Below are 23,553 nucleotides of genomic sequence, written 5' to 3'. Positions count from 1 at the left end.
AGGCTACTTATGCCGCGCGCTCGTTCCAGTTCGCCATCACCTGCGGCAGATTCAGTTCAATCCAGTCCGCCAGCGCCTCCACTTTCTCACTCACCTGCATACCCAGCGGCGTCAGGCTATATTCCACATGAGGCGGCACCACGGGATAAGACACTCTGTCGACAAAGCCATCCTGCTCCAGTGCCTGTAATGATTGCGCGAGCATCTTCTCACTCACGCCGCCCATTTTCCGGCGTAGATCGCTAAAACGGTGCGTGCCATCACGCAGGGCCACGAGGATCAGCACGCCCCAGCGGCTGGTCACATGTTTAAGCACGTCGCGGGACGGACACTGCTCCGCAAACAAATTGCCATCACGCAGTTGCTCACTCAGGGTCGGATTCGTCATTTTGATACTTACCTTTTTGTACGTACTTACTAAAAGTTAGCTTGAGTGTTAGCGTATCACAACTGAAGACAAACACGAAGGAGTCACCCCATGATCGCGATTACCGGCGCTACCGGCCAGCTTGGCCAACTCGTTATTGAAAACCTGCTCACCACCGTACCTGCCAATCAGCTAGTGGCGATTGTTCGCAACCCGGCGAAAGCTCAGGCGTTGAGTGACAAAGGCATTACTGTTCGTCAGGGCGATTACAACGACCAGGCTTCATTGCAGGCTGCTTTGCAGGGCGTGGACAAACTGCTGCTGATTTCCGGGAGCGAAGTAGGCAAACGCGCAGAACAGCATGGCAATGCCATCCGTGCGGCAAAAGCGGCTGGGGTGAAATTTATCGCCTACACCAGCCTACTTCATGCGGATAAATCGCCGCTTGGCCTGCACGTTGAACACGTTGCCACCGAGAAAATGCTGGCTGAATCCGGTATTCCTTATGCGCTGCTGCGTAACGGCTGGTACACCGAAAACTATCTGGCCAGTGCGCCACCGGCTATCGAACACGGCGTGTTTATCGGGGCGGCAGGTGAAGGCAAAATCGCTGCGGCTCCTCGCGCAGACTACGCAGCAGCTGCGGCGAAAGTGATCAGCACCGACGGCCATGCCGGAAAAGTGTATGAACTGGCGAGCGACACGGCCTGGACGCTCAGCGAACTGGCGGCGGAACTCAGCAAGCAAAGCGGCAAACCCGTCAGCTACCAGAACCTGAGCGAAGCCGATTTTGCTGCAGCGTTGAAAGGCGTTGGCCTGCCAGCAGGACTGGCAGATATGCTGGCGGATTCAGACATTGGTGCGTCCAAAGGCGGCCTGTTTGATGACAGTCATACCCTGAGCAAGCTCATCAACCGCCCGACGACACCGCTGGCTGAGAGCGTCAAAACCCTGCTGTAAAAGTTAACCGTTGGTTAATTTTTGTGGCATCACCGTGGGCTATCTTCGATAATGACGGGATAGTTCACGGGAGGGTGTTGTGCAGGGCGTTCCTGATCAGTTCATCGATGAAAGAGACAGTGCGAGCTTCCGCCATCTGCCTCACCTGCCGGGCGTGGAGCTTTATCACGCCCATATCTCACGCTACGCCTTCGAACCCCATACCCACGAAGCCTTCGGCATTGGCGCTATTGAACTGGGCGCTGAGCGCTTCCGTTATCGCGGCACGCAATACGTTGCGCCCGTCAATTCTGTCGTCACCATGAACCCCGATGAGTTGCACACCGGTGAAGCAGAAACCGCCGACGGTTGGCGTTATCGCATGGTGTATCTGGAGCCTGATTTGCTGGAAGAAGTCACCGGCATTCGTCACTGGTGGTTCAGCGATGTTTTGCGCCACGACGCGCAGCGTTCCTCTCGGTTGTGCCAGCAAATATATGGTCTGTGGAACACTGACGATCCGCTGGCGCAAAAAGGTTTGCTGTTAGATCTGATTGATACCTTCCGCCCTTTCGCTCGCCATGCTCCTCTGCATGCCGAAGCCGCGCACCGCTTTGAACGAGTTCGCGATTATCTGCACGATAACTATATGCATGCCATGACGCTGGACGAACTCGCGAGCGTGGTGTCACTTAGCCCGTACCATTTCCAGCGTCAGTTCAAAGCTCGTTATCACGTTACGCCTCATCAAATGCTGATGGCCATTCGTTTGTGGCGCGCCAAAGAGTTTCTGACGCGGGGTATGCCAGCGGCTGAAGTGGCCGCTGCAACGGGCCTGACGGATCAATCGCATCTCACCCGCGCCTTTACTCGCCGCTACGGTATTACGCCTGTTCGCTATCAAAAGCAGGTTTTCCCGCGCTAATGCGCAACCTCATACAATACGCACCCACGCCAGGCTTCCTACACTGCCGCCATCAACATAGAAGGGATGAACAATGATGAGTGGTGTGTTGTACGCCCTGCTGGCAGGGTTAATGTGGGGACTGATTTTTGTTGGGCCGTTGCTGGTGCCAGAATACCCGGCGGTGCTGCAATCAATGGGCCGCTATCTGGCGTTAGGATTAATTGCCCTGCCTTTAGCCTGGCTGGGCCGCGCGCAGTTAAAGCGACTAGCCAGACGTGACTGGTTCACCGCGCTGGGCCTGACGATGATGGGTAACCTGATTTATTACGTCTGCCTTGCCAGTGCCATTCAACGTGCAGGCGCGCCCGTCTCGACCATGATTATCGGCACGCTGCCGGTCGTTATTCCCATTTTTGCCAACCTGCTGTACAGCCGACATGACGGCAAACTCTCGTGGATGCGGATGGCGCCTGCGCTGTTGTGCACAGCGGCGGGGCTGGTTTGTGTGAACATCGCGGAACTGAGCCATGGCCTGCCTGATTTCAGTTGGTGGCGCTACAGCACGGGGATTGGGCTGGCGCTCATCTCTGTGGTGTGCTGGGCATGGTATGCGCTGCGCAACGCCCGCTGGTTGCGAGATAACCCTGACAAGCATCCGATGATGTGGGCGACCGCACAAGCTTTGGTGACACTGCCCGTATCGCTGTTGGGCTATGTTCTGGCTTGTTTATGGTTGAACGGCCAGGGGCAAAGCTTCCCCCTGCCGTTTGGGCCGCGTCCGGCGGTATTCATCACACTGATGATCGCCATTGCCGTCTTTTGTTCATGGGTCGGGGCGCTGTGCTGGAATATCGCCAGCCAACGCCTGCCGACAGTGATCGTCGGGCCGCTGATCGTCTTCGAAATCCTGGCCGGATTGCTGTACACCTTTTTGCTGCGCCAAAGCCTTCCGTCGGTGCTGACATTGACGGGCATCGCACTGTTGGTTATCGGCGTGGTGGTTGCCGTTCGGGCTAAACCACAAAAACCGCAGCTCCAGGCGCTCCAGCAAGATCCGGCCAAATAATGCCGTATTCCCAAAGGGGTATTCCCTTGACTTAAAGATGCATTTAATATGCATCTTATATTTTCTACATGAGGTAACGGCTATGGCCTTTCGCGATCAACCTTTAGGTGAACTGGCACTCTCCATTCCACGCGCATCTGCGTTGTTCCGCCAATACGATATGGATTATTGCTGTGGCGGTAAACAGACGCTGGAACGCGCAGCCGCCCGCAAGGAGCTGGACGTGGCAGTTATTGAAGCCGAACTGGCTGCACTGGCAGAAGCACCAGTGGAGAAAGAGTGGCGCACCACGCCGCTGGCGGAAATCATCGAGTATATTCTGGTGCGCTACCACGACAGGCATCGTGAGCAGTTGCCGGAGCTGATTCTGCAGGCCACAAAAGTCGAACGCGTTCATGCTGATAAACCTAACGTGCCGCGCGGCTTAGCTAAATATCTGACAGCGCTGCATCAGGAGCTTTCGAGCCATATGATTAAAGAGGAGCAAATCCTGTTCCCGATGATCAAACAAGGCATGGGCAACCAGGCGATGGGGCCTATCAGCGTGATGGAAAGCGAACATGATGAGGCGGGTGAACTGCTGGAAGTGATCAAGCATGTGACCAATAACGTGACGCCGCCGCCGGAAGCGTGCACCACGTGGAAAGCGATGTACAACGGCATTAACGAGCTGATTGATGATTTGATGGAGCACATCAGTCTTGAGAATAATGTGCTGTTTCCCCGGGCTTTAGCAGGGGAGTAATTTATCCCCTCACCCCGGCCCTCTCCCCAAAGGGGCGAGGGAGAAAACCAAAACCGGCTCCGGTCAGTCCCCTCTCCCTTTCAGGGAGAGGGTTAGGGTGAGGGTAAAAACGATTATTTCAGCAGACGTTTCTTACCCGCATACAACCAGCCAGCACCCAGCACGACAAACCACAGCGGCGTGACAATCAGCGCCTGACGGGTGTCGTCTTCCAGCGTCAGCAGAACCAGTACGAACACAAAGAACGCCATGCACACCCAGCACATCAGCTTTCCAAGAGGCATTTTGTATTTGGATGCCGCGTGCAGCTGCGGGCGCTGTTTGCGGTAAACCAGGTATGAACACAGAATAATGGTCCACACGAACATAAACAGAATCGCCGACACGGTGGTGATCATTGTGAACGCCGCGATGGCGCTTGGATTCACATAGAGCATCACCACGCCGCCCAGCAGGCAGATGCAGGAGAAGGTCAGGCCTTTTGCCGGAACCGCACGCTTAGACAGTTTTGCGAACGCTTTCGGGGCCACGCCATCCTGCGCCAGGCCGAACAGCATGCGGCTGGTTGAGAACACACCGCTGTTGGCTGAAGAAGCGGCAGAAGTCAGCACCACGAAGTTGATGATACTTGCCGCAGCAGGCAGCCCAACCAGAACGAACAGTTCAACAAACGGGCTCTTATCCGGCACCACGGAACCCCATGGTGTGACCGACATAATCACCACCAGCGCGAACACGTAGAACATGATGATGCGGATTGGAATGGAGTTAATCGCCCGTGGCAGGGATTTCTCCGGATCTTTGGTTTCCGCCGCCGTGGTGCCAACCAGTTCAATCCCCACGAAGGCAAACACCGCTATCTGGAAGCCTGCAAAGAAGCCACTGAGCCCTTTCGGGAACCAGCCGCCGTCATTCCATAAATGGTCGAAAGAGGCCTGCACGCCGCTTGGGGAGGTGAAGTGCGTCATCACCATCACCAGACCGACAATCACCAGCCCGACGATGGCGACGATTTTGATCATCGCAAACCAGAACTCCATCTCGCCGAACATCTTCACCGTGGCAAGGTTTAAGCCCAGCAGCAGCAAGATAACCGCGAGTGATGCCACCCAATCGGACAACCCGGGGAACCAGAATTGCGCATACGACGTAATGGCGACCACATCCGCCATCCCCGTCACCACCCAGCAGAACCAATAGGTCCAGCCGGTGAAATAGCCTGCCCACGGGCCCAACAGGTCCGCGGCAAAATCACTGAACGATTTATATTCGAGATTCGACAGCAGCAACTCCCCCATTGCACGCATGACGAAAAAGAGCATGAAGCCGATAATCATATAGACGAAGATTATCGACGGCCCGGCGAGGCTGATAGTTTTACCGGAGCCCATAAACAAGCCGGTGCCGATAGCGCCGCCAATGGCAATGAGCTGAATGTGTCGGTTGGTGAGATTGCGCCGTAGCGACTGTTCCGTCTCCGGTTCCTCAGAGGCGGTGACTTTTACCTGATCTACCATGTGATTTTCTTCCTGTTGTTCCTGTTGTGTTGTGCTGGCTCTTTGGCCATTGAATACCTCTGCTGAGGTTTCATTTTTAAGACTTATCGATAGTAGGTAAGAATCGGCGGGTTGAATACACTGAAATGGTTATTATGTTAATAAGATGTTGGAAGTGAGTGTTATATCACTCTGTTAACGCGAAACAGCTCACAAAAATACACTCACCGTGCAGTAATGCAAGATTAAATGCTAACAAATTTATAACTTAAGGATTTAGCGCTGATTTTATGCTCCCCTCCCGTTGCCGGGAGAGGATTCAGCGGACTTACAGGATTTCGATCAGTTCGACGTCGAAGACCAGGGTGCTGAAAGGAGGGATGGACGCGCCAGCGCCACGCTCGCCGTAAGCGAGGTTATGAGGAATGGTCAGTTCCCATTTAGAGCCAACCGGCATCAGGGTCAGGGCTTCAATCCAGCCAGCGATAACGCCGTTAACCGGGAATTCAGCAGGTTCGCCACGAGCGACAGAGCTGTCAAACACGGTGCCGTCAATCAGCTTACCCGTGTAGTGAACGCGTACGCGGTCAGTACGAGCCGGGATAGCGCCTTCGCCCTGAGTCAGAACACGGAATTGCAGGCCGGATTCGGTGCTGCTCACGCCTTCTTTCTCACGGTTTTCTTCCAGATATTTCACGCCTTCCGCCGCCATGGCTTCAAAACGCTCACGACGTACCGCATCAGCACGCTCGTGGATCTCACGCAGAGCACGGTGCACCACATCTACCGGTACCTGCGGCTGCTTGCCTTCCAGCGCGTCCGCAATGCCCGCGACCAGCGCTTCTGGCAGCAGGCCCTGCAGGCCAGATTCGCTGAGCTGTTGTCCTACCTGCAGGCCAATGCCGTAACTCGCCTGGGCTTCAATGGTGTCAAAAGTCGGGGTTGCCATGGTCTTTCCTTTCATCGGATGAAAATCAGCGGGCAGCATATCAGCCAGGCCGCATTGGGTAAAACTTTGTCTCGGCAAAATAATGTATATACTGAGGGGCAAACAGGGAAACGCGGAGCAGGAGGTAACCCATGCCCGGGCGATTCGCATTAAAACCGACATTACAAAAAATCTGGCATGCTCCGGATAACATTCGACTGATGGACCCGCTGCCTCCGCTGCACCGTCGCGGTATCATCGCGGGGTTTGTCCTGGTCATTATCGGCTTTCTGCTTCCCACGAATGATAACGTTACGCAACCTGTAAGCCGTGATGCGCAGCTCGATTTGCAATCGCAATCTCAGCCGCAACAGGGCAATCTTCAGCAGCCGCTGCCGCCGATTGTTTCTTCTCCGCCGGTCAACGATCCGGGCCAGGCCGCACCTGTTGCACCGGAAGTCGTGCAGGAAGAGCAACCGGACGACCAGCCTCAAGTTCAGGCTCAGGTTCAGACTCAACCACAATCCACCTCAGAAACATCGCAATCCTTACCGGGTATTGAGCAGCAATGGCGTTCTTATCGCGTTGAGCCGGGCAAAACGCTGGCACAGTTGTTCCGCGATCATAACCTGCCCGCCACCGATGTTTATGCGATGTCAAAAGTGGAAGGTGCCGGCAAGCCTCTGAGCTCGCTGCAAGCCGGGCAAATGGTTCAGGTGCGACAGAACGCCAACGGCGTGGTGACAGGCTTAACCGTCGATAGCGGCAATGGCCAACAGGCTCTGTTCACCCGTCAGGCAGACGGAAGCTACATCCGCGTCCGCTAAGTTTTCGCCCGGCAGCTCTCGCGCGGCCGGGCCATCCGTTACTCAGTGCGTTTGTTTACCCACCAAATCCCCGAGCACACCAACACCAGCGCCACCGCATATTTCCACTCCAGAATATTTTCCCCAAGGAAAATGCCTGAAAGCACCGTTCCCGCCACCGGGATAACGAAGTTGAAAGGCGCAATCATGCTGACGCGGTTGTACTTCAACAAAGTGCTCCAAAGCGCAAAGGCCACCGAGGAAAGCAGCGTCAGGTAGCCCAGCACCGCGACCGATTCAACGCCGTGAAACGTCAACGATCCACCGCTCAGATAGCCCCCCGCCACCAGCACAGCACCGCCAATGCCTAGCTGCCAGCCAGTCATCACCGTGGGGTCAACTGTCTGCGAAATACGTTTGCCATAGAGTGTTGCTGCGGAAAGGATGAAGGCCGCCAGCACCACAAACCCGTCGCCTTGCCAGACAAAACTGAAGTCCACCAGCGAATGGCTGAAGTTCACCAGCATGACGCCAGCAAAACCGAGGATACAGCCGAGCGTTTTGTTGTAGCTCAGTTTGTCATTCTGATAAATGAAGTGTGCCAAAAGGACGCTGAAGAACGTGCCCGTGGCATTCATGATTGACCCTTTCACGCCCGTAGTGAAAGCCAGGCCAATATAAAAAATGGCGTACTGGAGAGACGTTTGCGTGAGGCCAAGCAGCGTCAGTTGGCCAAATTGACGGCCACTAAGCCGGGCGATCGGTTTGCGCTGCGCCATGGCAAATAACAACAGAAGCAGCCCGGCGAACAGGAAGCGATAACCCGCAAAGATTATTTTCGACGGAATATCGTCCGTCGCAATCTGGAAAATTTCATAGCCGTTTTTAATGGCGGGATAGGAGCTCCCCCACAGCAGACAGCAAAGCGTAGCGCCGAGGTAGACAACATTCTTACGGGTAAAAAGCGGGGCGGGTGTAACCATTTCCATTACTGACACCTGAATCAAAATAGCGTTTCAATTCATTATCCGTAAAGGGCGAGGCAATAGCTACCATACAAGTGAAAAGTTGGGAGGCAGAAAAGCAAAACGCCGGCACAAGGCCGGCGCTTCGTCGTTATTTCAGAGTAATGAATTACTCAGCAACAACGTTTACTACCAGTTTAGCGAACACTTCGCTGTGAACCTGGAAGTCCACTTCGTGCTCACCAGTGGTACGCAGAACGCCGTTCGGCAGGCGAACTTCGCTCTTAGCAACGTCAACACCAGCAGCGGTAACTGCATCAGCGATGTCGCGAGTACCGATGGAACCGAACAGTTTACCTTCGTCGCCAGATTTAGACGCGATGGTAACGGTGCCCAGTGCGTTGATTTTCTCAGCGCGAGCGTTAGCAGCCGCCAGAACGTCAGCCAGTTTGGCTTCCAGTTCAGCACGACGTGCTTCGAAAAACTCTACGTTTTTCTTAGTAGCAGGAACAGCTTTACCCTGTGGAACCAGGAAGTTACGAGCGTAGCCCGCTTTAACGTTAACCTGATCACCCAGGCTGCCCAGGTTTGCTACTTTATCAAGCAGAATAACTTGCATTACCTTATCCTCTTAAAGTCGTATTAATGGACCGTGCCCGATTACTGATGACGATCAGTGTACGGCAGCAGAGACAGGTAGCGAGCGCGTTTGATAGCGCGAGCCAGCTGACGCTGGTATTTTGCACGAGTACCGGTGATACGGCTTGGGACAATCTTACCGCTTTCGGTGATGTAGTTTTTCAGCGTTGCGATATCTTTATAGTCGATCTCTTGAACGCCTTCCGCGGTGAAACGGCAGAACTTGCGACGACGGAAATAACGTGCCATTTGGCTAGTCTCCAGAATCTATCAATTCAATCTGCTCGGCATGCAGAACCATTTTACTTAGCCCGTTTCGCGCCTTGTGGCAGCTTACGAAGCCATGAACAGTGATTTGCGTGCCGACCGTTATACTGTGAGTAATGGCCTGGTTCGCTTGTCCGCTAATAATCACGGGCATTTGACACCATGCCTGCCGGTGAAAACCGGCTTCCTCCTGCATCGAACGGTGCTCAAGCACGAACTGGCAGTGAGGAATTCCTGATGGACTGACCTTTCGAAGGGGCGCCCTGCACACTGTGCCTGACAACACCAGACGGTTGGCCATCAGCGATTACTCTTCAGAATCCCCAGCTTCAGCATCATCTGCGGTTTCATTTGCGAAATCATCGCGACGCTCACGGCGCTCGTCTTTCGCTTTAACCATCGGAGATGCTTCAGTGACAGCGGTTTTAGTACGCATAACCATGCTGCGGATAACGGCATCGTTGAAGCGGAAAGTAGTTTCCAGCTCATCGATAACTTCCTGCGGTGCTTCAACGTTCAGCAGAACGTAGTGAGCTTTGTGCAGTTTGTTGATCGGATAAGCCAGCTGACGGCGGCCCCAGTCTTCCAGACGGTGGATCTTGCCTTCTGCACCAGTGATGGCAGCAGAGTAACGCTCGATCATACCCGGAACCTGTTCGCTCTGGTCAGGATGGACCATAAAAACGATTTCGTAATGACGCATCGAATTGCTCCTTACGGATTATTCAGCCTCCTGTCTGGGTCAGCCGCGGCCCATGGAGGCAAGGAACGTGTTAAAGGGCGGCTGAAAAATTGACGCGTAATCATACTTGCGCTACCCAGGAAACTCAAGGTGATTGCGCAAATAATTCGCACTAAGCGCAAAGCTGCGTTGACTCAGTGGCTTAAAATTAATCAACACGGAATGCGCCATTTTTTTGAACAACTGCATCAGAAATGGTCGCTTAAGAATCGATCAGGAGCGATTACACTTAAATCAGACCCCATCTGGACGCAGAAGGAGCCCCACCTAAACACAGCAGGCTGTAGGGAGTGACTATCATGAAAAACATCGCAATCGCCGTAATGGCTGCGGTTTTGCTCAGTGCAAACGCGATGGCAGCCATCAAGATAGACGGCCGACAGGCCAGAAATATGGACGATGTGCAGAGCTTAGGCGTTATCTACATCAATCATAACATCGCCACTGAAAGCGAAGCAGATCAAGCCTTGAGTGAGGAGAGTGACGCGCGCGGCGCCAAATACTATCACCCAATTCTTCTTCATGAACCCGGCAGCAATGGCTTGATTCATGCCAGCGCTGACGTTTACCGCTAGCACCAGGACAACACCAAAACGCACTTTGCCATAGTTGAACCCTGCCCCCGGACTCCGGGGGCTTTTTTTATTTCTGCCCGTACCAGGCGTCAGGGCCATGCTTACGCAAATAGTGTTGGTTCATCAGATAGCGGTCGATAGGTTTCAACTGCGGGTTAATCCCACGCGCTATCCACGCCATTTTGGCGACTTCTTCCAGCACAACCGCGTTGTGCACAGCATCATGAGCATCTTTTCCCCATGAAAAAGGACCGTGCTGATACACCACCATACCCGGCATATGTAGTGGCTCGCATTCGCCCAGCGTTTCGATAATGACGTTGCCAGTATTCAACTCGTAGTCGTTCTGCACTTCGGCTTCATTTAGCGGACGTGTGCAGGGAATATCGCCATAGAAATAATCTGCATGCGTTGTTCCTAATGCGGGAATGGCAAGCCCCGCCTGAGCCCATGCCGTCGCGTGGGTTGAATGGGTATGAACAATTCCGCCAAGAGAAGGATAGCGCCGGTAAAGTGCCAAATGCGTCGCCGTATCTGAAGACGGCCGCCATTTCCCTTCAACGACGTTAACTTGCAGGTCGATCACCACGATATCTTCCGCGCGCATGCCCTCATAGGATACACCACTCGGTTTAATGGCTACCCAACCTCGTTCGCGGTCTATAGCGCTTACGTTACCCCATGTAAACGTCACCAGCCCAAAGCGAGGAAGCGCAAGATTCGCTTCGAGAACTTGCTCTTTTAGCTGCTGCATTTATGCCACCTCCCGCAGTCCGGCTAGTGCCATTTTCGCCAGCACCCACTCTCTCGCTTTGGCGACTTCAGCAAGCGGGTCTTCTGCCGTTTCGCTCCACATTTCAATCAGCCACGGGCCGCAATAGCCATGCTGTTTCAGGGTGGCGAAGCACTGCTCAAAATCCACCACGCCCGCACCGAACGGCACGTTTTTAAACTCACCTGGACGGGTGTCTTTCACATGCACCGCCACGATATGCCCAATCCCCGCCTGAAGCTCCATTTGCACGTCGTTATCCCAGGCAGAAAGGTTGCCGATGTCGGGGTAAAGCTGAAACCACGGGTTGTTAAGATAGTGCGCATAACCCAGCGCTTTGCTGATGGAGTTCATGAGCGGAGAGTCCATGATTTCCATCGCCAGCGTAACCTGAGCCCGGCTTGCCATCTCGACGCTGGCTTTCAGCCCTTCACGAAAACGGCGGCGAGTTTCATCATTGGCCTGCTGATAATAGACGTCGTAGCCCGCCAGCTGGATAACCCGAATGCCGACATCCTGAGCAAAAAGGATGGCTTTACGCATAATGTCCAGCCCCTGCTCACGCACGGAATCATCTTCACTGCCTAACGGGAAACGACGGTGAGCACTAAGGCACATCGATGGCACGCGAACACCGGTTTCGGCGGTTGCCTTCACCAGTGCCAGCCGCTGTTCACGGCTCCAGTCAAGCCGGGAGAGCCGCAGATCGGTTTCATCCACAGACATTTCAACGAAATCAAAACCTAGCGTTTTCGCCAGAGTGAGCCTTTCCAGCCAGCACTCCCCGGCAGGGAGCGCTTTTTCATAGATGCCAAGTGGCACGGGATTCGACAGCATCATCGCATTTCACCCCCACAGCTGGGCGATGGAGCGTTTGAACTGGCGCGCCGCTTCAACGGGAGAGGCAGCGTCACGAATGCTTCGCCCTGCGATAAAGACATGAATAGGAATACCCTGGAACAGGGGTAAATCTTCCAGTGCTAACCCGCCTGTCACGGTTACTTTGAAGCCCATACTTGCCAGACGCTTCACCGCACTGATATCCGCATCGCCCCAGGCAACGCCTGCCGCCTGCGCATCCCGGCTGCGGTGATAAACCACCTGCTGAATCCCGGCATCACGCCACTCCTGCGCCTGTTCCCAGGTCCAGAAGCCAGTCAGCTCAATTTGCACATCACCGTTAAATTCTTTTGCGACTTCCAGCGCCCCTTTAGCGGTGTTGATATCGGCACAGCAAATCACGGTGACCCAATCGGCATTCGCCTCAAAGCACATACGCGAGAGGATTTTGCCTGCATCGGCGATTTTGGCATCGGCCAGCACAATTTTAAGTGGGTACAGCGCTTTCAGGTCACGAACCGCACGAACGCCTTCACCCACACAAAGGATGGTGCCCACTTCAATAATGTCGACTTCTTCAGCAATCAGGCGTGTCGTTTCATAAGCGTGAGACAGCGTTTGGTTATCCAGTGCAACCTGGAGCATCGGTAACTGAGACATGTCCATTTCCTCTTAAGCGGCCGCCACGGTGGCGGAATCAATCAAATCAAGCACATCCTGCTCAGTGCGGCAGGCACGTAATCGGTCAAAATTGGCTTCATCTTCAAACAGATTCACTATCTGCATGATGCCGACTTCCTGATGGGTGTTGGCATCCACGGCCGCCAGGGTGATGAGGATATCGACAGGATCGTTATCCTCATGGTTAAAGACCAACGGGGTTTTCAGGGTGACTAGCGCGAAACCCGTCTGTTTAACGCCCTCTTCCGGGCGGCCATGCGGCATTGCAAGGCCTGGCGCTATCACAAAGTAAGGCCCAAATGCGGCAACGCCATCCAGGATGGCCTGGTAATAGCGCGGCTCAACCACGTCTGCTGCCACCAGCAGATCAACACCGACTTTCACCGCCTCCTGCCAGGTGCTGGCTTCTGCCTGCAGTTTGACCGAGTGGTTTTGCGCTAATGAATCACGTAGCTTCATGGCGGGCCCCTACTTCACATCTGCCGGGAAGTGCGCGTTGATCACTTCCATCAGTTTTGGGCCAAAATCCGCCGCCGACAGCATGTTGCGCACGCCCACCACATACTTATTCCCGGAGACCTCGATTTCACTGGCGACATGTGTCGACGCGATAATGATGTCTGCCCCGCTGAGCTCGCTCTTGTACTCCCCCACCGCGCAACTGTTGACGGTGTGCACCACGTTTTGCTGGGTAAGGAACTGGTCGACTTTCATTTTCATGATCATGGAACTGCCTTGCCCACAGCCACAAACAGCCAAAATACGTACGGTCATAATCGGAACTCCTTATTGAGCAGGGTTGTCTGCCAGTTGTTTTTCCGCATCTTCTTCGGCGCGCAATGTGCGGCCCGCGAAGACCATATAAACCAGTGAAATCAGGATAATGACGGTCATAAAGATCAGGCCGAGTGAAGCAAAGCCTTGCATCATCGGTGGCGCCAAAATGGACCAGTCAGCCATCCCCATCCAGGCGCTCATGCCGGTGAGTTTCACCGCCCAGACGCAGCCAAAAATTTCTATCATTCCCATCACCAGGCAAATTTTGAGTGCCGCGCGCCAGCCACCAAAGTGGTTAGCAAAGACGCCGATGGTGGCGTTAGAGAAGAACATGGGGATAAAGCCAGGAATGATCAGAATGGAAGAGCCCATCGCAATCAAAATGCCGACGGCAATAAGCTGCCCGATGGTGCCCCACATAAAGCCCCATACGACTGCGTTCGGCGCAAAGCTGTAGATAGCCGCACAGTCAATCGCCAGGACTGCACCAGGAATAAGCCGTTGGGAGATGCCGTTAAATGCTTCAGAGAGCTCCGCCACAAACATGCGCACACCCTGAACGATGATGAAAATCGCCACTGCGAACTGGAAACCGGTCTGCAGGATGTAGATGGTCCAGTGCACTTTGCCTGCCATGGCCTGCACGGTATCCACACCGAAAGAGAGCAAGATGGCCCCAAAGAATACGGTCATGACAATCGCCGTGGAGACGATGTTGTCATGGAAAATATTCAGCCAGCCTGGGAGCTTAAGATCTTCAACACTCTCTTCTTTCTTACCGAGGTACGGGGCGATCTTGTAGGCAATCCATGAGGCGAACTGTTGTTGATGCCCGATGGAGAAACCACTGTTCTCAGTCACTTCTTGCGTCGGCTTGTACATCATGTTGGAAGTGATGCCCCAATAGAGCGACACCAGCACGGCTGTGCAAAGGATCGTCGTCCACATCGGGTAGCCGAAAATGTAGAAGAAGACGGCAATCAATCCTGCTTGCTGGAACATGATATGCCCCGTCAGCATGATGGTTCGAATGCCCGTCAGGCGGCGGAATACGACATACAAAATGTTTAAGGCCAGCGCCAGTAAGACGGCATACCCCACCCAACTGTAGGCCTCTCCCATTCTTTCAACAGTGGCCATCATCGAGGCATAAGTATCTGAGATAGCGCCATTAATGCCATAAACCTCGGACATTTTGGCCACGACCGGTTTGAAGGTACTGGTCAAAATGCCCGACCCTGCCTGCAACAGCATAAAACCGATGATCGTTTTGATGGTCCCTTTAACGATCACGCTGACGCTTTTCCGTAACAGGATGTAGCCCAGACAGGTGACGATGCCCAATAGCAACGGAGCATTGGTCATCACCTGATTGAAGAACACGGTAAAGACGGTGTAGAGGAACTCCATAACGATCTCCATGTTGTAGACGGCGAGGACAAACGTCGCCGAGCAGTGCGCCCACCTTAATAATCAAAATTAATCACCACAAGAGCACATTTGATTAAATGTGATTGACTGCGCAATTTATTTCCACAATACGACAAGGGTTTTGCAGCTGAGCGGCTTACCCAACACGAAAAATCAATCAAACAATTGATACTGTTGTTTATTTTAACTAAAACGCGCTGGAGTGGTCGTTGAACGAAAAGCGTAACGGCCTCTCATAAGAGCCAAAACCAACTCTTGATTTTATGTTCAAAGGGTGTCAACGTTAATCAAAAGCAATCATTTGGTGATTTATTTTGAAAACGGAGAGTCATGCAATGAGTAAAATTGACACAATCAGCCGTGAGTCCTGGATCCTGAGCACATTTCCAGAGTGGGGAAGCTGGCTAAACGAAGAGATCGCCGCAGAAAAAGTAGCACCAGGGACCTTCGCCATGTGGTGGTTAGGCTGCACCGGTATCTGGTTAAAATCAGAAGGGAATGCCAACCTGTGCGTCGATTTCTGGTGCGGAACGGGTAAGCAAAGTCACGGCAACCCTTTGATGAAGCAAGGGCATCAGATGCAGCGAATGGCTGGAGTGAAAAAACTGCAGCCTAATCTGCGCACCACGCCGTTTGTGCTGGACCCTTTTGCCATTCGTGAGATTGATGCGGTGCTCTCCACCCACGATCATAACGATCACATTGATGTCAACGTGGCCGCCGCTGTACTGCAGAATTGCGCCAGTGATGTGCCGTTTATCGGGCCGCAAACCTGTGTCGATTTATGGATCGGTTGGGGCGTGCCAAAAGAACGCTGCATTGTGGTCAAACCGGGTGATGTGGTGAGAGTGAAGGATGTGGAAATTCATGCACTTGATGCATTTGATCGCACCGCATTGATTACGCTGCCAGCCGATCAGAAAGCAGAAGGTATTCTTCCGGTCGGAATGGACGAACGCGCCGTCAACTATCTGTTCAAAACGCCGGGTGGCTCGCTGTATCACAGCGGTGACTCACACTATTCCAACTACTACGCTAAACACGGCAATGAACATCATATCGACGTCGCACTGGGCTCGTACGGTGAAAACCCACGCGGGATTACCGACAAAATGACCAGCGCGGACATTCTGCGCATGGCAGAAGCGCTCAAGACTCAGGTCGTTATCCCCTTCCATCACGATATCTGGTCGAATTTCCAGGCCGATCCTCAAGAGATCCGCATGCTGTGGGAGATGAAAAAAGATCGCCTGAAATATGGCTTCAAGCCGTTCATCTGGCAGGTTGGCGGCAAATTCACCTGGCCGCTCGATAAAGACAATTTTGAATATCATTACCCTCGTGGTTTTGAAGATTGCTTTACGACTGAGCCTGACCTGCCGTTTAAATCCTTCCTGTAAGCATCACGCAGACGCTGCACCGATCCGGGGGGATGTTGCAGCGTCCGTTCAGGAGACTTTTTTGATTTAGTAATTACAGGCTATTTCAAATATCATCAGTAAAAATCACGAATGACCGGAATAGCTCATGACGGAAGCACAACGACACCAAATCCTGCTTGACCACCTGGCGCAGTCAGGCTTTGTCACCGTGGAACAGGTGATTGAAAAATTGGGCATCTCCCCGGCCACCGCTCGCAGAGATATCAATAAGCTGGACGAAAGCGGCAAGCTTAAGAAAGTGCGCAATGGCGCTGAGGCTATCAGCCAGCAACGCCCTCGCTGGACACCGATGAATCTTCATGAGGCGATGAACCATGACGAAAAAGTCAGGATCGCCCGTGCAGCATCCCAGTTAGTCAGCCCTGGCGAAAGCGTGGTGATTAACTGCGGTTCAACTGCGTTCTTGCTGGGTCGCGAGATGTGCGGCAAGCCAGTGCAGATAATCACCAACTATCTACCATTAGCGAATTACCTTATCGATCAAGAGCATGACAGCGTGATCATCATGGGGGGGCAATATAACCGTAGCCAGTCCATCACCCTGAGCCCTCAGGGCAGCGAAAATACGCTGTATGCCGGCCACTGGATGTTCACCAGCGGGAAGGGGCTTACCGCTGATGGGCTCTACAAAACCGATATGCTGACCGCCATGGCCGAACAGAAAATGCTGAACGGCGTGGGGAAACTGGTGGTGCTGGTTGATAGCAGTAAAGTGGGTGAACGCGCAGGCATGTTATTCAGCCGTGCCGATGAAATCGATATGCTGATCACCGGCAAAGATGCTAACCCTGAAATTCTTAAACAGCTCGAAGCTCAGGGTGTAAAAATCCTTCGCGTTTAAAGGTGTTGCTGAAAGAAACTTACCGCAGCTTCCAACGCCTCCGGAGTAATGCGGTGCTTAACGCCCGCTTGCCATTGGCTGGTGAGATTTTTATCCAGCCCCTGTTGCTTCAGCGCCTGCTGCAAGCGGAACGACTCAATGGCAGGCACTACGTCATCCTCTTCACCATGCCACAAAAACAGAGGGCGCGTAGCCAGGGTTTCCAGATGCTGGCCAACGTCCCACTGATGTAGCGTCTGCGGGAAATTCGGTGAAGGGAACAGCGTCTGGGAAAGTGAAGAGAAATAACCTGATCCCATCAGGCTCGCAACACACTTCACTTCCGGATGATGCGTTGCAATACCCAAAGCGGTCATCCCGCCCATTGAGGCACCCGCCACAGCTAACCGCTCATCCGCTAGCCAACCCTGCGAAATAATGGCCTCTCGCAATGCGGGAAACGCCTCAATACTGTTAAGCAGAATAGGCCAAAAGCGCTGCAGCCTTTGCGCTGCATCACCTTCATACCGTGAGCCATGATCGAGCGCATCAGGCATAATCACCCTAAACCCGGCCTGCGCCAACGCGACAGCAAAGTAGCTGTAGACGACTTTTGACGAAGTAAAACCATGGTAAAAAACTATGCAAGGTAAAGCGGAGGTTGCCGCCGCCTTTGGGTAGGCGTGCAAAACTTCGCTGCCCGCCAGGTTGCGCATTTCAAGTTCAATCATTCGCCGTCTCCTTCTTTTATGCTGGTATGACACGCGGCTGTGGCAGGTGCAAGTTTATCGCGCCCCTCAGGCCTGCTAATGTTGAGAGGTGGATTACGCTTTTACGCTATTTTCATTCGAAAATAGCGCGGGAGCTAACAGTTCGGGAACATTCCCCCCAAAGGCAAATCAATTAATCACTACACTAATGGTTATCAGGAAACGGGATATGGCTATGCGACGTTTTGCGCCAATACTGCTGGCGGTTTTACTGAGTGGTTGCACGGTGCTTCAAGGTACACCTGAAGCACCGCCACCACTGACCAGTCATCCGCAAGAAATTAAGCGGAATCAAACGGAAGGCCTGCAAAAAATAGGCACCGCTAGCGCGCTGGTGTACGGCTCACCGATGGATGTTGAGGCCGCTCTCAAGGAAAAAGTGACAGCCGCCAAAGCAGACTACTACGTCGTCGTCATGATTGATGACACCGTCGTGCCGGGGCAATGGTATTCACAGGCAATTTTGTATCGCAAACCGTAGCGATCATTCTTTAGCCTGTTTTACATTGCTTTTCAGCCATTCACGTTTCTCTGTGCACAATGACGTGATGATATCCCCTAAATAATTCGAGTTGCAGGAAGACGGCAAGGGAGTGAATCCCCAGGAGCTTACTTTAGTAAGTGACTGGGGTGAGGGAGTGCAGCCAACGCACCTGCAGCTTGAAGTATGACGGGGATAATTGGATATGCGTCTGCGATGGAATGCCCGGATTCCCCTCGGGTTACGTGAAATGGAGCTGACGACGATGAAACATGCCTTTGCTTTCTTACCTGGACTTTCAAGAACCACGGCCCAGTCCGCGGAGTTCGCCAGCGCCGATTGCGTGACCGGATTGAATGAAATCGGCCTGATTTCCGTCAATAACATTGAAGGCAGCCTTCAGGATGTCGAACATGTTATTGCGCTCAAGGCGGATGAGCAGGGGGCTTCGTGGTATCGCATTATTCAGATGTATGAAGAGCAGCATCCTGACAACTGGCGGGTGCAGGCGATTCTGTATGCCTGAGAGCACGGGCAGGCCCTAGCAGCCTGCCCCAGCACATTATCCGACACCGCCTGTCGCACGCAGCAGCAAGTCATCCTGAGTTTGTTCATTGAGCAAAACCCCCCCACGCGTATCCAGCATCATTCGACACCACGCCTGAGCCAGTGGCGGCGAGGCAAACTTCAGCATTTGCGCACCGCTTCCCAGCAAATAGAGCTGTTGAGCAATTTCACGCCCTTGCGCCTCATCCGGTTTACGTAATCGCTGCTGAAGCTGACGCCAGGCTCGATCGAAATGCCTGTCCTGCCCTTTGACCTCATTACATTCTGTGCTTAACACCTCCAATGCCCCCGGCTGTTTTGTCAGCACGCGCAGCACATCGAGGCACATAATATTGCCTGAGCCTTCCCAGATACTGTTCACCGGCATTTCACGGTAGAGGCGCGGCAGTTCGTTATCCTCGCAGTACCCTATTCCCCCCAGCACCTCCATGGCTTCAGCCACGAAGGGGATACCTGCTTTGCAGACCGCGAATTTGGCGACGGGAGTCAACAATCTGGCCAGGATCATTTCTTCAGGGGAAACCCGATTGCCCAGCGCACGCGCCAGTCGGAACAGAAAGGCTGTTTGTCCTTCGAGCTGTAAAGCCATACGGCTGAGAACCTGGCGCATTAAAGGCTGATTGATCAGGGTCTTGCCGAACACTTGCCGTTGATGGGCATGATACAGCGCAACGGAAAGCGCCCTGCGCATGAGCCCGTGACTGCCCAAAGCGCAGTCAAAACGAGTTAGCCCACCCATTTTTAAGATGAGGCGGATGCCCTCCCCTTCTTCACCCAGCAGCCAGCCTGTCGCATCGGTGAACTCGGTTTCGCTGCTAGCATTAGAGCGGTTGCCGAGTTTGTCCTTTAACCGTTCCAGACGCACGGCATTACGTTGCCCATCAGGCAGAAAATGCGGTAACAAGAAACAGGAAAGCCCGCCTTTGGCCTGCGCCAGCACCAGGTGTGCGTCACTTTGCGGCACCGAGAAAAACCATTTGTGCCCGACCAGACGATACATCGAACCGTCAATCTTCTCTGCGCGCGTGGTGTTGCTGAGTACATCAGACCCGCCCTGTTTCTCGGTCATCCCCATCCCAATTAACAGACCACGTTTTTGGCTGCCTGGCAGCAAATGGGCATCATAGCGATCGCTCATCAACGGCGTCAGCCAGTTGGCAAAGGGTTTGGGGAGTAATTGCTGGAGTAACGGCGTGGCGGCAAAGGTCATGGTTATCGGGCAGAGCGTGCCCGCTTCAACCTGAGCGTGCAGTACAAAACGCGCAGCGCGAGCGACAAATGCGCCCTCACGAGCGTCTTCTTCCCATGCCAGATTGTGTACACGATTGGCGCACAGCCCTTGCATCAGTAAATGCCAGGCGGGATGAAAGCGCACGTCATCAAGGCGCTCGCCTGAAGCGTCATAGCGCAGTAGCTCCGGCGGATTCACATTCGCAAGCCTTCCCAGTTCGAGAGATTCTGCCGTACCCAACTGCTGACCAATGCTCGCCAGTAAATCGCTGTCCCAGCCAGCGCCCTCCCGGGCAACGGCTTCACGCAATGCCGAGTCTGACAGAAACAAGTTGCTGTTGTTCAGGGGCTGAGGCTGGTTGAAAACGGTATGTGTTTGCCATTCCAAGGTGCATCCCTCCTTTATCAGCGTTAGCCGTAAGTATGGTCAGCCACTTTTGTTCACGCGCAGGAAAAGGCAGAAAACGTGACCTTAGCGCAGATTGAAAGGAGGGATAGCAGACGCTTGCGCCCAGTCGATAGCCCCGGTCTGAAGCGGCCCGTTACTGATCATATGCAGCCACATTCCTCCCACAACCTCGGTGTTAATATCCGGATTCAATTCAAGATTTCGGCCATTCCGCGAGCGGCTGACACCCAGCAGCGTCGCATTGTGATGAAGTTTCAGATAGTGCATCATCGCACCGTATTGCACAGGCTTAATGCCCATCGGCGTATAAACCACACAGCCGGTGTCACCAATCATCGGATTGAGCATTGAAGTGATGGAATGGGAAGAGCCTGGCTCCATCGCAGAATGCGTCAGCTGTTCAGCGCAGAGATTTCTGACGACCTCTATCTCGGGACAATACTGGCTGAGCAACGTGGCATAACGCTCATCCTCAAGATAAACCACCATATGGCAGCTTTCAGGCACATTCTCAGCAAGAGACAACGCGATAGTGAATGTCTGCTCATCTGCCGGCGCGAAAACAATGATTCGGTTACAGTGTTTAAGCGCGATTCGCTGCTGCTCTTCAGGCGCAGTAAAGTTACTGACCCGGATAAAATCTACCCCTTGAGTCTCTGGCGCAGGATGGTGAAGCAACTCATTCTGTGCGCAAAGCAAAACCCGTCCGAACGTACGCTTCTTATCAAACAGCAGCAAAGAGAGCATTTTCTCAGTCTGTTGGCTGCGCCAGCCTATCAGCAGTAGATGATTTCTTAGGTGGCTGAAATTCCCCATTCCTTTGCGTCCTTTTGTAAAAGCGCCTCGCACTGAATTCACCACTTTCCCTAGCAGCGTGCCAAAAAGCACAACGCCCACGGGAATCTGCCATAACCCTGTAAACAGCCGCCCTGCTTCACTGTTTGGGCTGATATCACCAAATCCCAATGAAGATCCCACCACCGAGCAATAGTAAATAAAGGTGCTCAACGGGGTAGTCAGTTGATATTCATGGAGCCCACGCAGCACCAGATAGCAAATGCAGTAGTGACAGAGAAAAAGGGTCAGTAAACCTGGCCAGGTCAATCGCGCCAGGTTACGCAGGCAAAATTCAGATACGGGAGAGCTTTGCATCAGGCGTTCGCCGCATTGATGCACAGAGCAAGGACAGAAACAGGGAAGAGTGTCAGACGCGCCATTTTAAAAATCAAAATTATATATTTAATAAAATCATTGCGTTATATGCATACAGCTCGCAGTTTACCCGTTACGGCGCAGCAATGAAATACAGCGTGTCCGGATTTGCTTTTCGAATAAAGCGAGTATCCACCTTACTTCCTTCGTGAACTTCATCACAGCCATAAGAATTTTAAATTTTCTTGTGATTTATGTATGGAATAATTTATTCACATGTTAATGCGATGGTCAGGGCGGAATTTTCTATGCAATCAGGATCAATGGCAGCACAAGCACACAAGCGGGCTCTTATCGCTGGATCTATTGGTAACTTTATCGAATGGTACGAGTTTGCGGTGTATGGTTTTTTGGCAACGGTGATCGCCAAAAACTTCTTCCAGCTGGCCGGTGAAGCACCGCTCACTGGATTGATTCTGACCTACGCTTCTTTCGCGGTAGCCTTTTTCTTCCGCCCTCTGGGCGCCATTGTTTTCGGTCGAATCGGTGACAAAATCGGCCGCAAGCCGACGCTGATTTTGGTACTGGTGATGATGACGCTCGCCACCACGGCGATTGGCCTTGTGCCGGTTTACGCCACGCTTGGCATCGCGGCACCGCTGATCCTGACCTGCCTGCGCATTCTTCAAGGCTTGTTTGCTGGCGGTGAGTATGGGGGTGCCGTGTCGCTGATGACGGAATTTGCGCCGCGAGGTAAACGTGGGTTGTACGGTGCCTGGCAATCTTTCACCGTCGCGCTTGGCCTGCTGGCGGGTGCCGGTATTGTCGCATTGCTGTCCTTTGTGCTTACCCCTGAAGAACTGCACGACTGGGGCTGGCGAATTCCTTTCTTCCTTGCCTTGCCGATGGGCGTCATTGCGCTTTGGCTGCGAATGCACATGGAGGAAACCCCCAGTTTTGTCCGTCAGCAACAAGAAGAGGCTACGGTGGTGAAAGCCAGCGTCAGCAGCACCTTTAAAGCCATTGCGACCGGTATTGGCCGCCTGATGGTCTGGTCAGCCGCCGGTTATACTTATTTGGTTATCATGCCTTCCTACCTGCAGTCTGCCCTGCATACCGGGTTTAACCAGGCGCTGCTGATCGCCGTTATTTCTAACATTGGTTTCGCCATGACCATCATTCCTTCGGGAATACTCAGTGACAAAATAGGCCGTCGAAAAGTCATGGTGCTGGCCGCGGTGTTACTTCTGGTTCTGGCCCTGCCATTGCTGAAAATTCTTCAGGCGGAATCCAGCACGTTGCTGGTCAAAGCCGTTGTGGTGTTAGTTGCAGGCGGATTAGTGGGTATGCTGGCAGGCCCCGGCCCAGCAATGCTGTCCGAAATGTTCCCAACCCGAGTGCGTTATACCGGACTAGGGCTGGCCTATTCGCTGTCGAACGCCATTTTCTCCGGGTGTGCAGGGCTCATCATTACTGGTTTAATCAAAGAGACAGGGAATCTTGATATTCCTGCGTACTACGTGATGGCAACCGCCGTGGTGAGTATTTTTGCGTTGATGACGCTGAGAAAGGATGACCATTTACGGTCGCTGGATGAATAAAAGTTCTGTGCTGTCTGGTGCCCTCTCCCCGACCCTCTCCCACAGGGCTGAGGGATCCCCAGTAATATGGTCATTCGCCTGTGACCATATTACTGTACTCTTTCCCTAATAATTTCAGTGCATTAACTATATTCATTC

28 protein-coding genes are annotated in these 23,553 nt (G+C 53.2%); 11 read left to right on the top strand and 17 right to left on the bottom strand.

What is annotated here, in order from left to right; translation table 11 throughout:
- Window positions 1-7: 7 nt before the first annotated feature.
- Window positions 8-388, bottom strand: a complete 381-nt coding sequence (locus ACI2I2_RS18190; protein WP_404659156.1) for a winged helix-turn-helix transcriptional regulator — start codon at window positions 386-388, stop codon at window positions 8-10.
- A gap of 90 nt (window positions 389-478) precedes the next feature.
- On the opposite strand from ACI2I2_RS18190, the gene ACI2I2_RS18185 reads away from it, so the two are divergent.
- The 4 genes from ACI2I2_RS18185 (at window position 479) to ytfE (ending at window position 4,024) form a co-directional block, all read left to right on the top strand.
- Window positions 479-1,327: an SDR family oxidoreductase gene (locus ACI2I2_RS18185; protein ID WP_404659155.1), complete on the top strand. Its 849-nt coding sequence runs from the start codon at window positions 479-481 to the stop codon at window positions 1,325-1,327.
- 79 nt (window positions 1,328-1,406) lie between these two features.
- The gene (locus tag ACI2I2_RS18180) at window positions 1,407-2,231 is read left to right on the top strand and encodes an AraC family ligand binding domain-containing protein (RefSeq protein ID WP_404659154.1); all 825 of its coding nucleotides are present in this window, start codon (window positions 1,407-1,409) and stop codon (window positions 2,229-2,231) included.
- Window positions 2,232-2,304: 73 nt separating this feature from the next.
- Window positions 2,305-3,279: a DMT family transporter gene (locus ACI2I2_RS18175; RefSeq protein WP_404659153.1), complete on the top strand. Its 975-nt coding sequence runs from the start codon at window positions 2,305-2,307 to the stop codon at window positions 3,277-3,279.
- Between the two features lie 82 nt (window positions 3,280-3,361).
- A complete protein-coding gene (gene ytfE / locus ACI2I2_RS18170; protein ID WP_404659152.1) occupies window positions 3,362-4,024 on the top strand; it encodes an iron-sulfur cluster repair protein YtfE in 663 nt (220 codons plus the stop codon).
- A gap of 113 nt (window positions 4,025-4,137) precedes the next feature.
- Here the strand turns inward: ytfE and cycA are convergent, their stop codons facing one another.
- Both cycA and fklB read right to left on the bottom strand, forming a co-directional pair.
- Window positions 4,138-5,541: a D-serine/D-alanine/glycine transporter gene (cycA, locus tag ACI2I2_RS18165; RefSeq protein ID WP_404659151.1), complete on the bottom strand. Its 1,404-nt coding sequence runs from the start codon at window positions 5,539-5,541 to the stop codon at window positions 4,138-4,140.
- Window positions 5,542-5,848: 307 nt separating this feature from the next.
- Window positions 5,849-6,469: an FKBP-type peptidyl-prolyl cis-trans isomerase gene (gene fklB, locus ACI2I2_RS18160; RefSeq protein ID WP_404659150.1), complete on the bottom strand. Its 621-nt coding sequence runs from the start codon at window positions 6,467-6,469 to the stop codon at window positions 5,849-5,851.
- Between the two features lie 131 nt (window positions 6,470-6,600).
- Between fklB and ACI2I2_RS18155 the strand changes: the two genes are divergently transcribed.
- Window positions 6,601-7,275 carry a LysM-like peptidoglycan-binding domain-containing protein gene (locus ACI2I2_RS18155; protein ID WP_404659149.1) on the top strand — a complete coding sequence of 225 codons (675 nt, stop codon included), beginning with the start codon at window positions 6,601-6,603 and terminating at the stop codon, window positions 7,273-7,275.
- Window positions 7,276-7,313: 38 nt separating this feature from the next.
- Here the strand turns inward: ACI2I2_RS18155 and ACI2I2_RS18150 are convergent, their stop codons facing one another.
- From ACI2I2_RS18150 to rpsF, 5 genes are all read right to left on the bottom strand, one after another.
- Window positions 7,314-8,243 (bottom strand): DMT family transporter, encoded by a 930-nt coding sequence (locus ACI2I2_RS18150; protein WP_404659148.1) that lies wholly within the window; start codon window positions 8,241-8,243, stop codon window positions 7,314-7,316.
- A 145-nt stretch (window positions 8,244-8,388) separates the two neighbouring features.
- The gene (gene rplI / locus ACI2I2_RS18145) at window positions 8,389-8,838 is read right to left on the bottom strand and encodes a 50S ribosomal protein L9 (protein WP_103177988.1); all 450 of its coding nucleotides are present in this window, start codon (window positions 8,836-8,838) and stop codon (window positions 8,389-8,391) included.
- 41 nt (window positions 8,839-8,879) lie between these two features.
- Window positions 8,880-9,107, bottom strand: a complete 228-nt coding sequence (gene rpsR / locus ACI2I2_RS18140; protein ID WP_000135199.1) for a 30S ribosomal protein S18 — start codon at window positions 9,105-9,107, stop codon at window positions 8,880-8,882.
- Between the two features lie 4 nt (window positions 9,108-9,111).
- Window positions 9,112-9,426: a primosomal replication protein N gene (gene priB, locus ACI2I2_RS18135; protein WP_404659147.1), complete on the bottom strand. Its 315-nt coding sequence runs from the start codon at window positions 9,424-9,426 to the stop codon at window positions 9,112-9,114.
- A 6-nt stretch (window positions 9,427-9,432) separates the two neighbouring features.
- Window positions 9,433-9,828: a 30S ribosomal protein S6 gene (rpsF, locus tag ACI2I2_RS18130; RefSeq protein ID WP_404659146.1), complete on the bottom strand. Its 396-nt coding sequence runs from the start codon at window positions 9,826-9,828 to the stop codon at window positions 9,433-9,435.
- Window positions 9,829-10,190: 362 nt separating this feature from the next.
- Between rpsF and yjfY the strand changes: the two genes are divergently transcribed.
- Window positions 10,191-10,442, top strand: a complete 252-nt coding sequence (gene yjfY / locus ACI2I2_RS18125; RefSeq protein WP_404659209.1) for a DUF1471 family protein YjfY — start codon at window positions 10,191-10,193, stop codon at window positions 10,440-10,442.
- Between the two features lie 67 nt (window positions 10,443-10,509).
- Here the strand turns inward: yjfY and ACI2I2_RS18120 are convergent, their stop codons facing one another.
- The 6 genes from ACI2I2_RS18120 to ulaA are packed head-to-tail and all read right to left on the bottom strand — an operon-like array spanning window position 10,510 to window position 14,922.
- Window positions 10,510-11,196: an L-ribulose-5-phosphate 4-epimerase gene (locus tag ACI2I2_RS18120; RefSeq protein WP_404659145.1), complete on the bottom strand. Its 687-nt coding sequence runs from the start codon at window positions 11,194-11,196 to the stop codon at window positions 10,510-10,512.
- Complete coding sequence (locus ACI2I2_RS18115; RefSeq protein WP_404659208.1) at window positions 11,197-12,051, bottom strand: L-ribulose-5-phosphate 3-epimerase; 855 nt, start codon at window positions 12,049-12,051, stop codon at window positions 11,197-11,199.
- Window positions 12,052-12,060: 9 nt separating this feature from the next.
- Entirely contained in the window at window positions 12,061-12,714 is a 654-nt protein-coding gene (locus tag ACI2I2_RS18110) for a 3-keto-L-gulonate-6-phosphate decarboxylase UlaD (RefSeq protein ID WP_404659144.1), read from the bottom strand.
- A gap of 12 nt (window positions 12,715-12,726) precedes the next feature.
- On the bottom strand, window positions 12,727-13,194 hold the full coding sequence (gene ulaC / locus ACI2I2_RS18105) for a PTS ascorbate transporter subunit IIA (protein ID WP_404659143.1): 468 nt from the start codon (window positions 13,192-13,194) through the stop codon (window positions 12,727-12,729).
- Between the two features lie 9 nt (window positions 13,195-13,203).
- A complete protein-coding gene (gene ulaB / locus ACI2I2_RS18100; RefSeq protein ID WP_404659142.1) occupies window positions 13,204-13,509 on the bottom strand; it encodes a PTS ascorbate transporter subunit IIB in 306 nt (101 codons plus the stop codon).
- Between the two features lie 12 nt (window positions 13,510-13,521).
- The gene (gene ulaA, locus ACI2I2_RS18095; RefSeq protein ID WP_404659141.1) at window positions 13,522-14,922 is read right to left on the bottom strand and encodes a PTS ascorbate transporter subunit IIC; all 1,401 of its coding nucleotides are present in this window, start codon (window positions 14,920-14,922) and stop codon (window positions 13,522-13,524) included.
- Window positions 14,923-15,278: 356 nt separating this feature from the next.
- On the opposite strand from ulaA, the gene ulaG reads away from it, so the two are divergent.
- Together ulaG and ulaR are read left to right on the top strand one after the other, a co-directional pair.
- Complete coding sequence (ulaG, locus tag ACI2I2_RS18090) at window positions 15,279-16,343, top strand: L-ascorbate 6-phosphate lactonase (protein ID WP_404659140.1); 1,065 nt, start codon at window positions 15,279-15,281, stop codon at window positions 16,341-16,343.
- A gap of 127 nt (window positions 16,344-16,470) precedes the next feature.
- Window positions 16,471-17,226, top strand: a complete 756-nt coding sequence (gene ulaR / locus ACI2I2_RS18085; protein ID WP_404659139.1) for an HTH-type transcriptional regulator UlaR — start codon at window positions 16,471-16,473, stop codon at window positions 17,224-17,226.
- Here the strand turns inward: ulaR and yjfP are convergent.
- Complete coding sequence (yjfP, locus tag ACI2I2_RS18080; RefSeq protein ID WP_404659138.1) at window positions 17,223-17,936, bottom strand: esterase; 714 nt, start codon at window positions 17,934-17,936, stop codon at window positions 17,223-17,225. The two genes, ulaR and yjfP, sit on opposite strands and share 4 nt — an antisense overlap.
- A gap of 208 nt (window positions 17,937-18,144) precedes the next feature.
- Here yjfP and bsmA point away from each other — a divergent pair, with 208 nt between their 5' ends.
- Both bsmA and ACI2I2_RS18070 read left to right on the top strand, forming a co-directional pair.
- Window positions 18,145-18,456 carry a biofilm peroxide resistance protein BsmA gene (bsmA, locus tag ACI2I2_RS18075; RefSeq protein ID WP_404659137.1) on the top strand — a complete coding sequence of 104 codons (312 nt, stop codon included), beginning with the start codon at window positions 18,145-18,147 and terminating at the stop codon, window positions 18,454-18,456.
- Window positions 18,457-18,706: 250 nt separating this feature from the next.
- Window positions 18,707-18,982 (top strand): DUF1471 domain-containing protein, encoded by a 276-nt coding sequence (locus ACI2I2_RS18070; protein ID WP_404659207.1) that lies wholly within the window; start codon window positions 18,707-18,709, stop codon window positions 18,980-18,982.
- A 36-nt stretch (window positions 18,983-19,018) separates the two neighbouring features.
- Here ACI2I2_RS18070 and ACI2I2_RS18065 read toward each other — a convergent pair whose 3' ends face one another.
- Window positions 19,019-20,641 carry an isovaleryl-CoA dehydrogenase gene (locus tag ACI2I2_RS18065; RefSeq protein ID WP_404659136.1) on the bottom strand — a complete coding sequence of 541 codons (1,623 nt, stop codon included), beginning with the start codon at window positions 20,639-20,641 and terminating at the stop codon, window positions 19,019-19,021.
- 84 nt (window positions 20,642-20,725) lie between these two features.
- Window positions 20,726-21,814: a potassium channel family protein gene (locus tag ACI2I2_RS18060; protein ID WP_404659135.1), complete on the bottom strand. Its 1,089-nt coding sequence runs from the start codon at window positions 21,812-21,814 to the stop codon at window positions 20,726-20,728.
- Between the two features lie 323 nt (window positions 21,815-22,137).
- Between ACI2I2_RS18060 and ACI2I2_RS18055 the strand changes: the two genes are divergently transcribed.
- Window positions 22,138-23,415 carry an MFS transporter gene (locus tag ACI2I2_RS18055; protein WP_404659206.1) on the top strand — a complete coding sequence of 426 codons (1,278 nt, stop codon included), beginning with the start codon at window positions 22,138-22,140 and terminating at the stop codon, window positions 23,413-23,415.
- Window positions 23,416-23,553 lie beyond the last annotated feature (138 nt).

Source organism: Scandinavium sp. NPDC088450 (assembly GCF_044900545.1).
GTDB lineage: Bacteria > Pseudomonadota > Gammaproteobacteria > Enterobacterales > Enterobacteriaceae > Scandinavium.
This window is presented reverse-complemented; position numbering and strand designations above follow the sequence as displayed.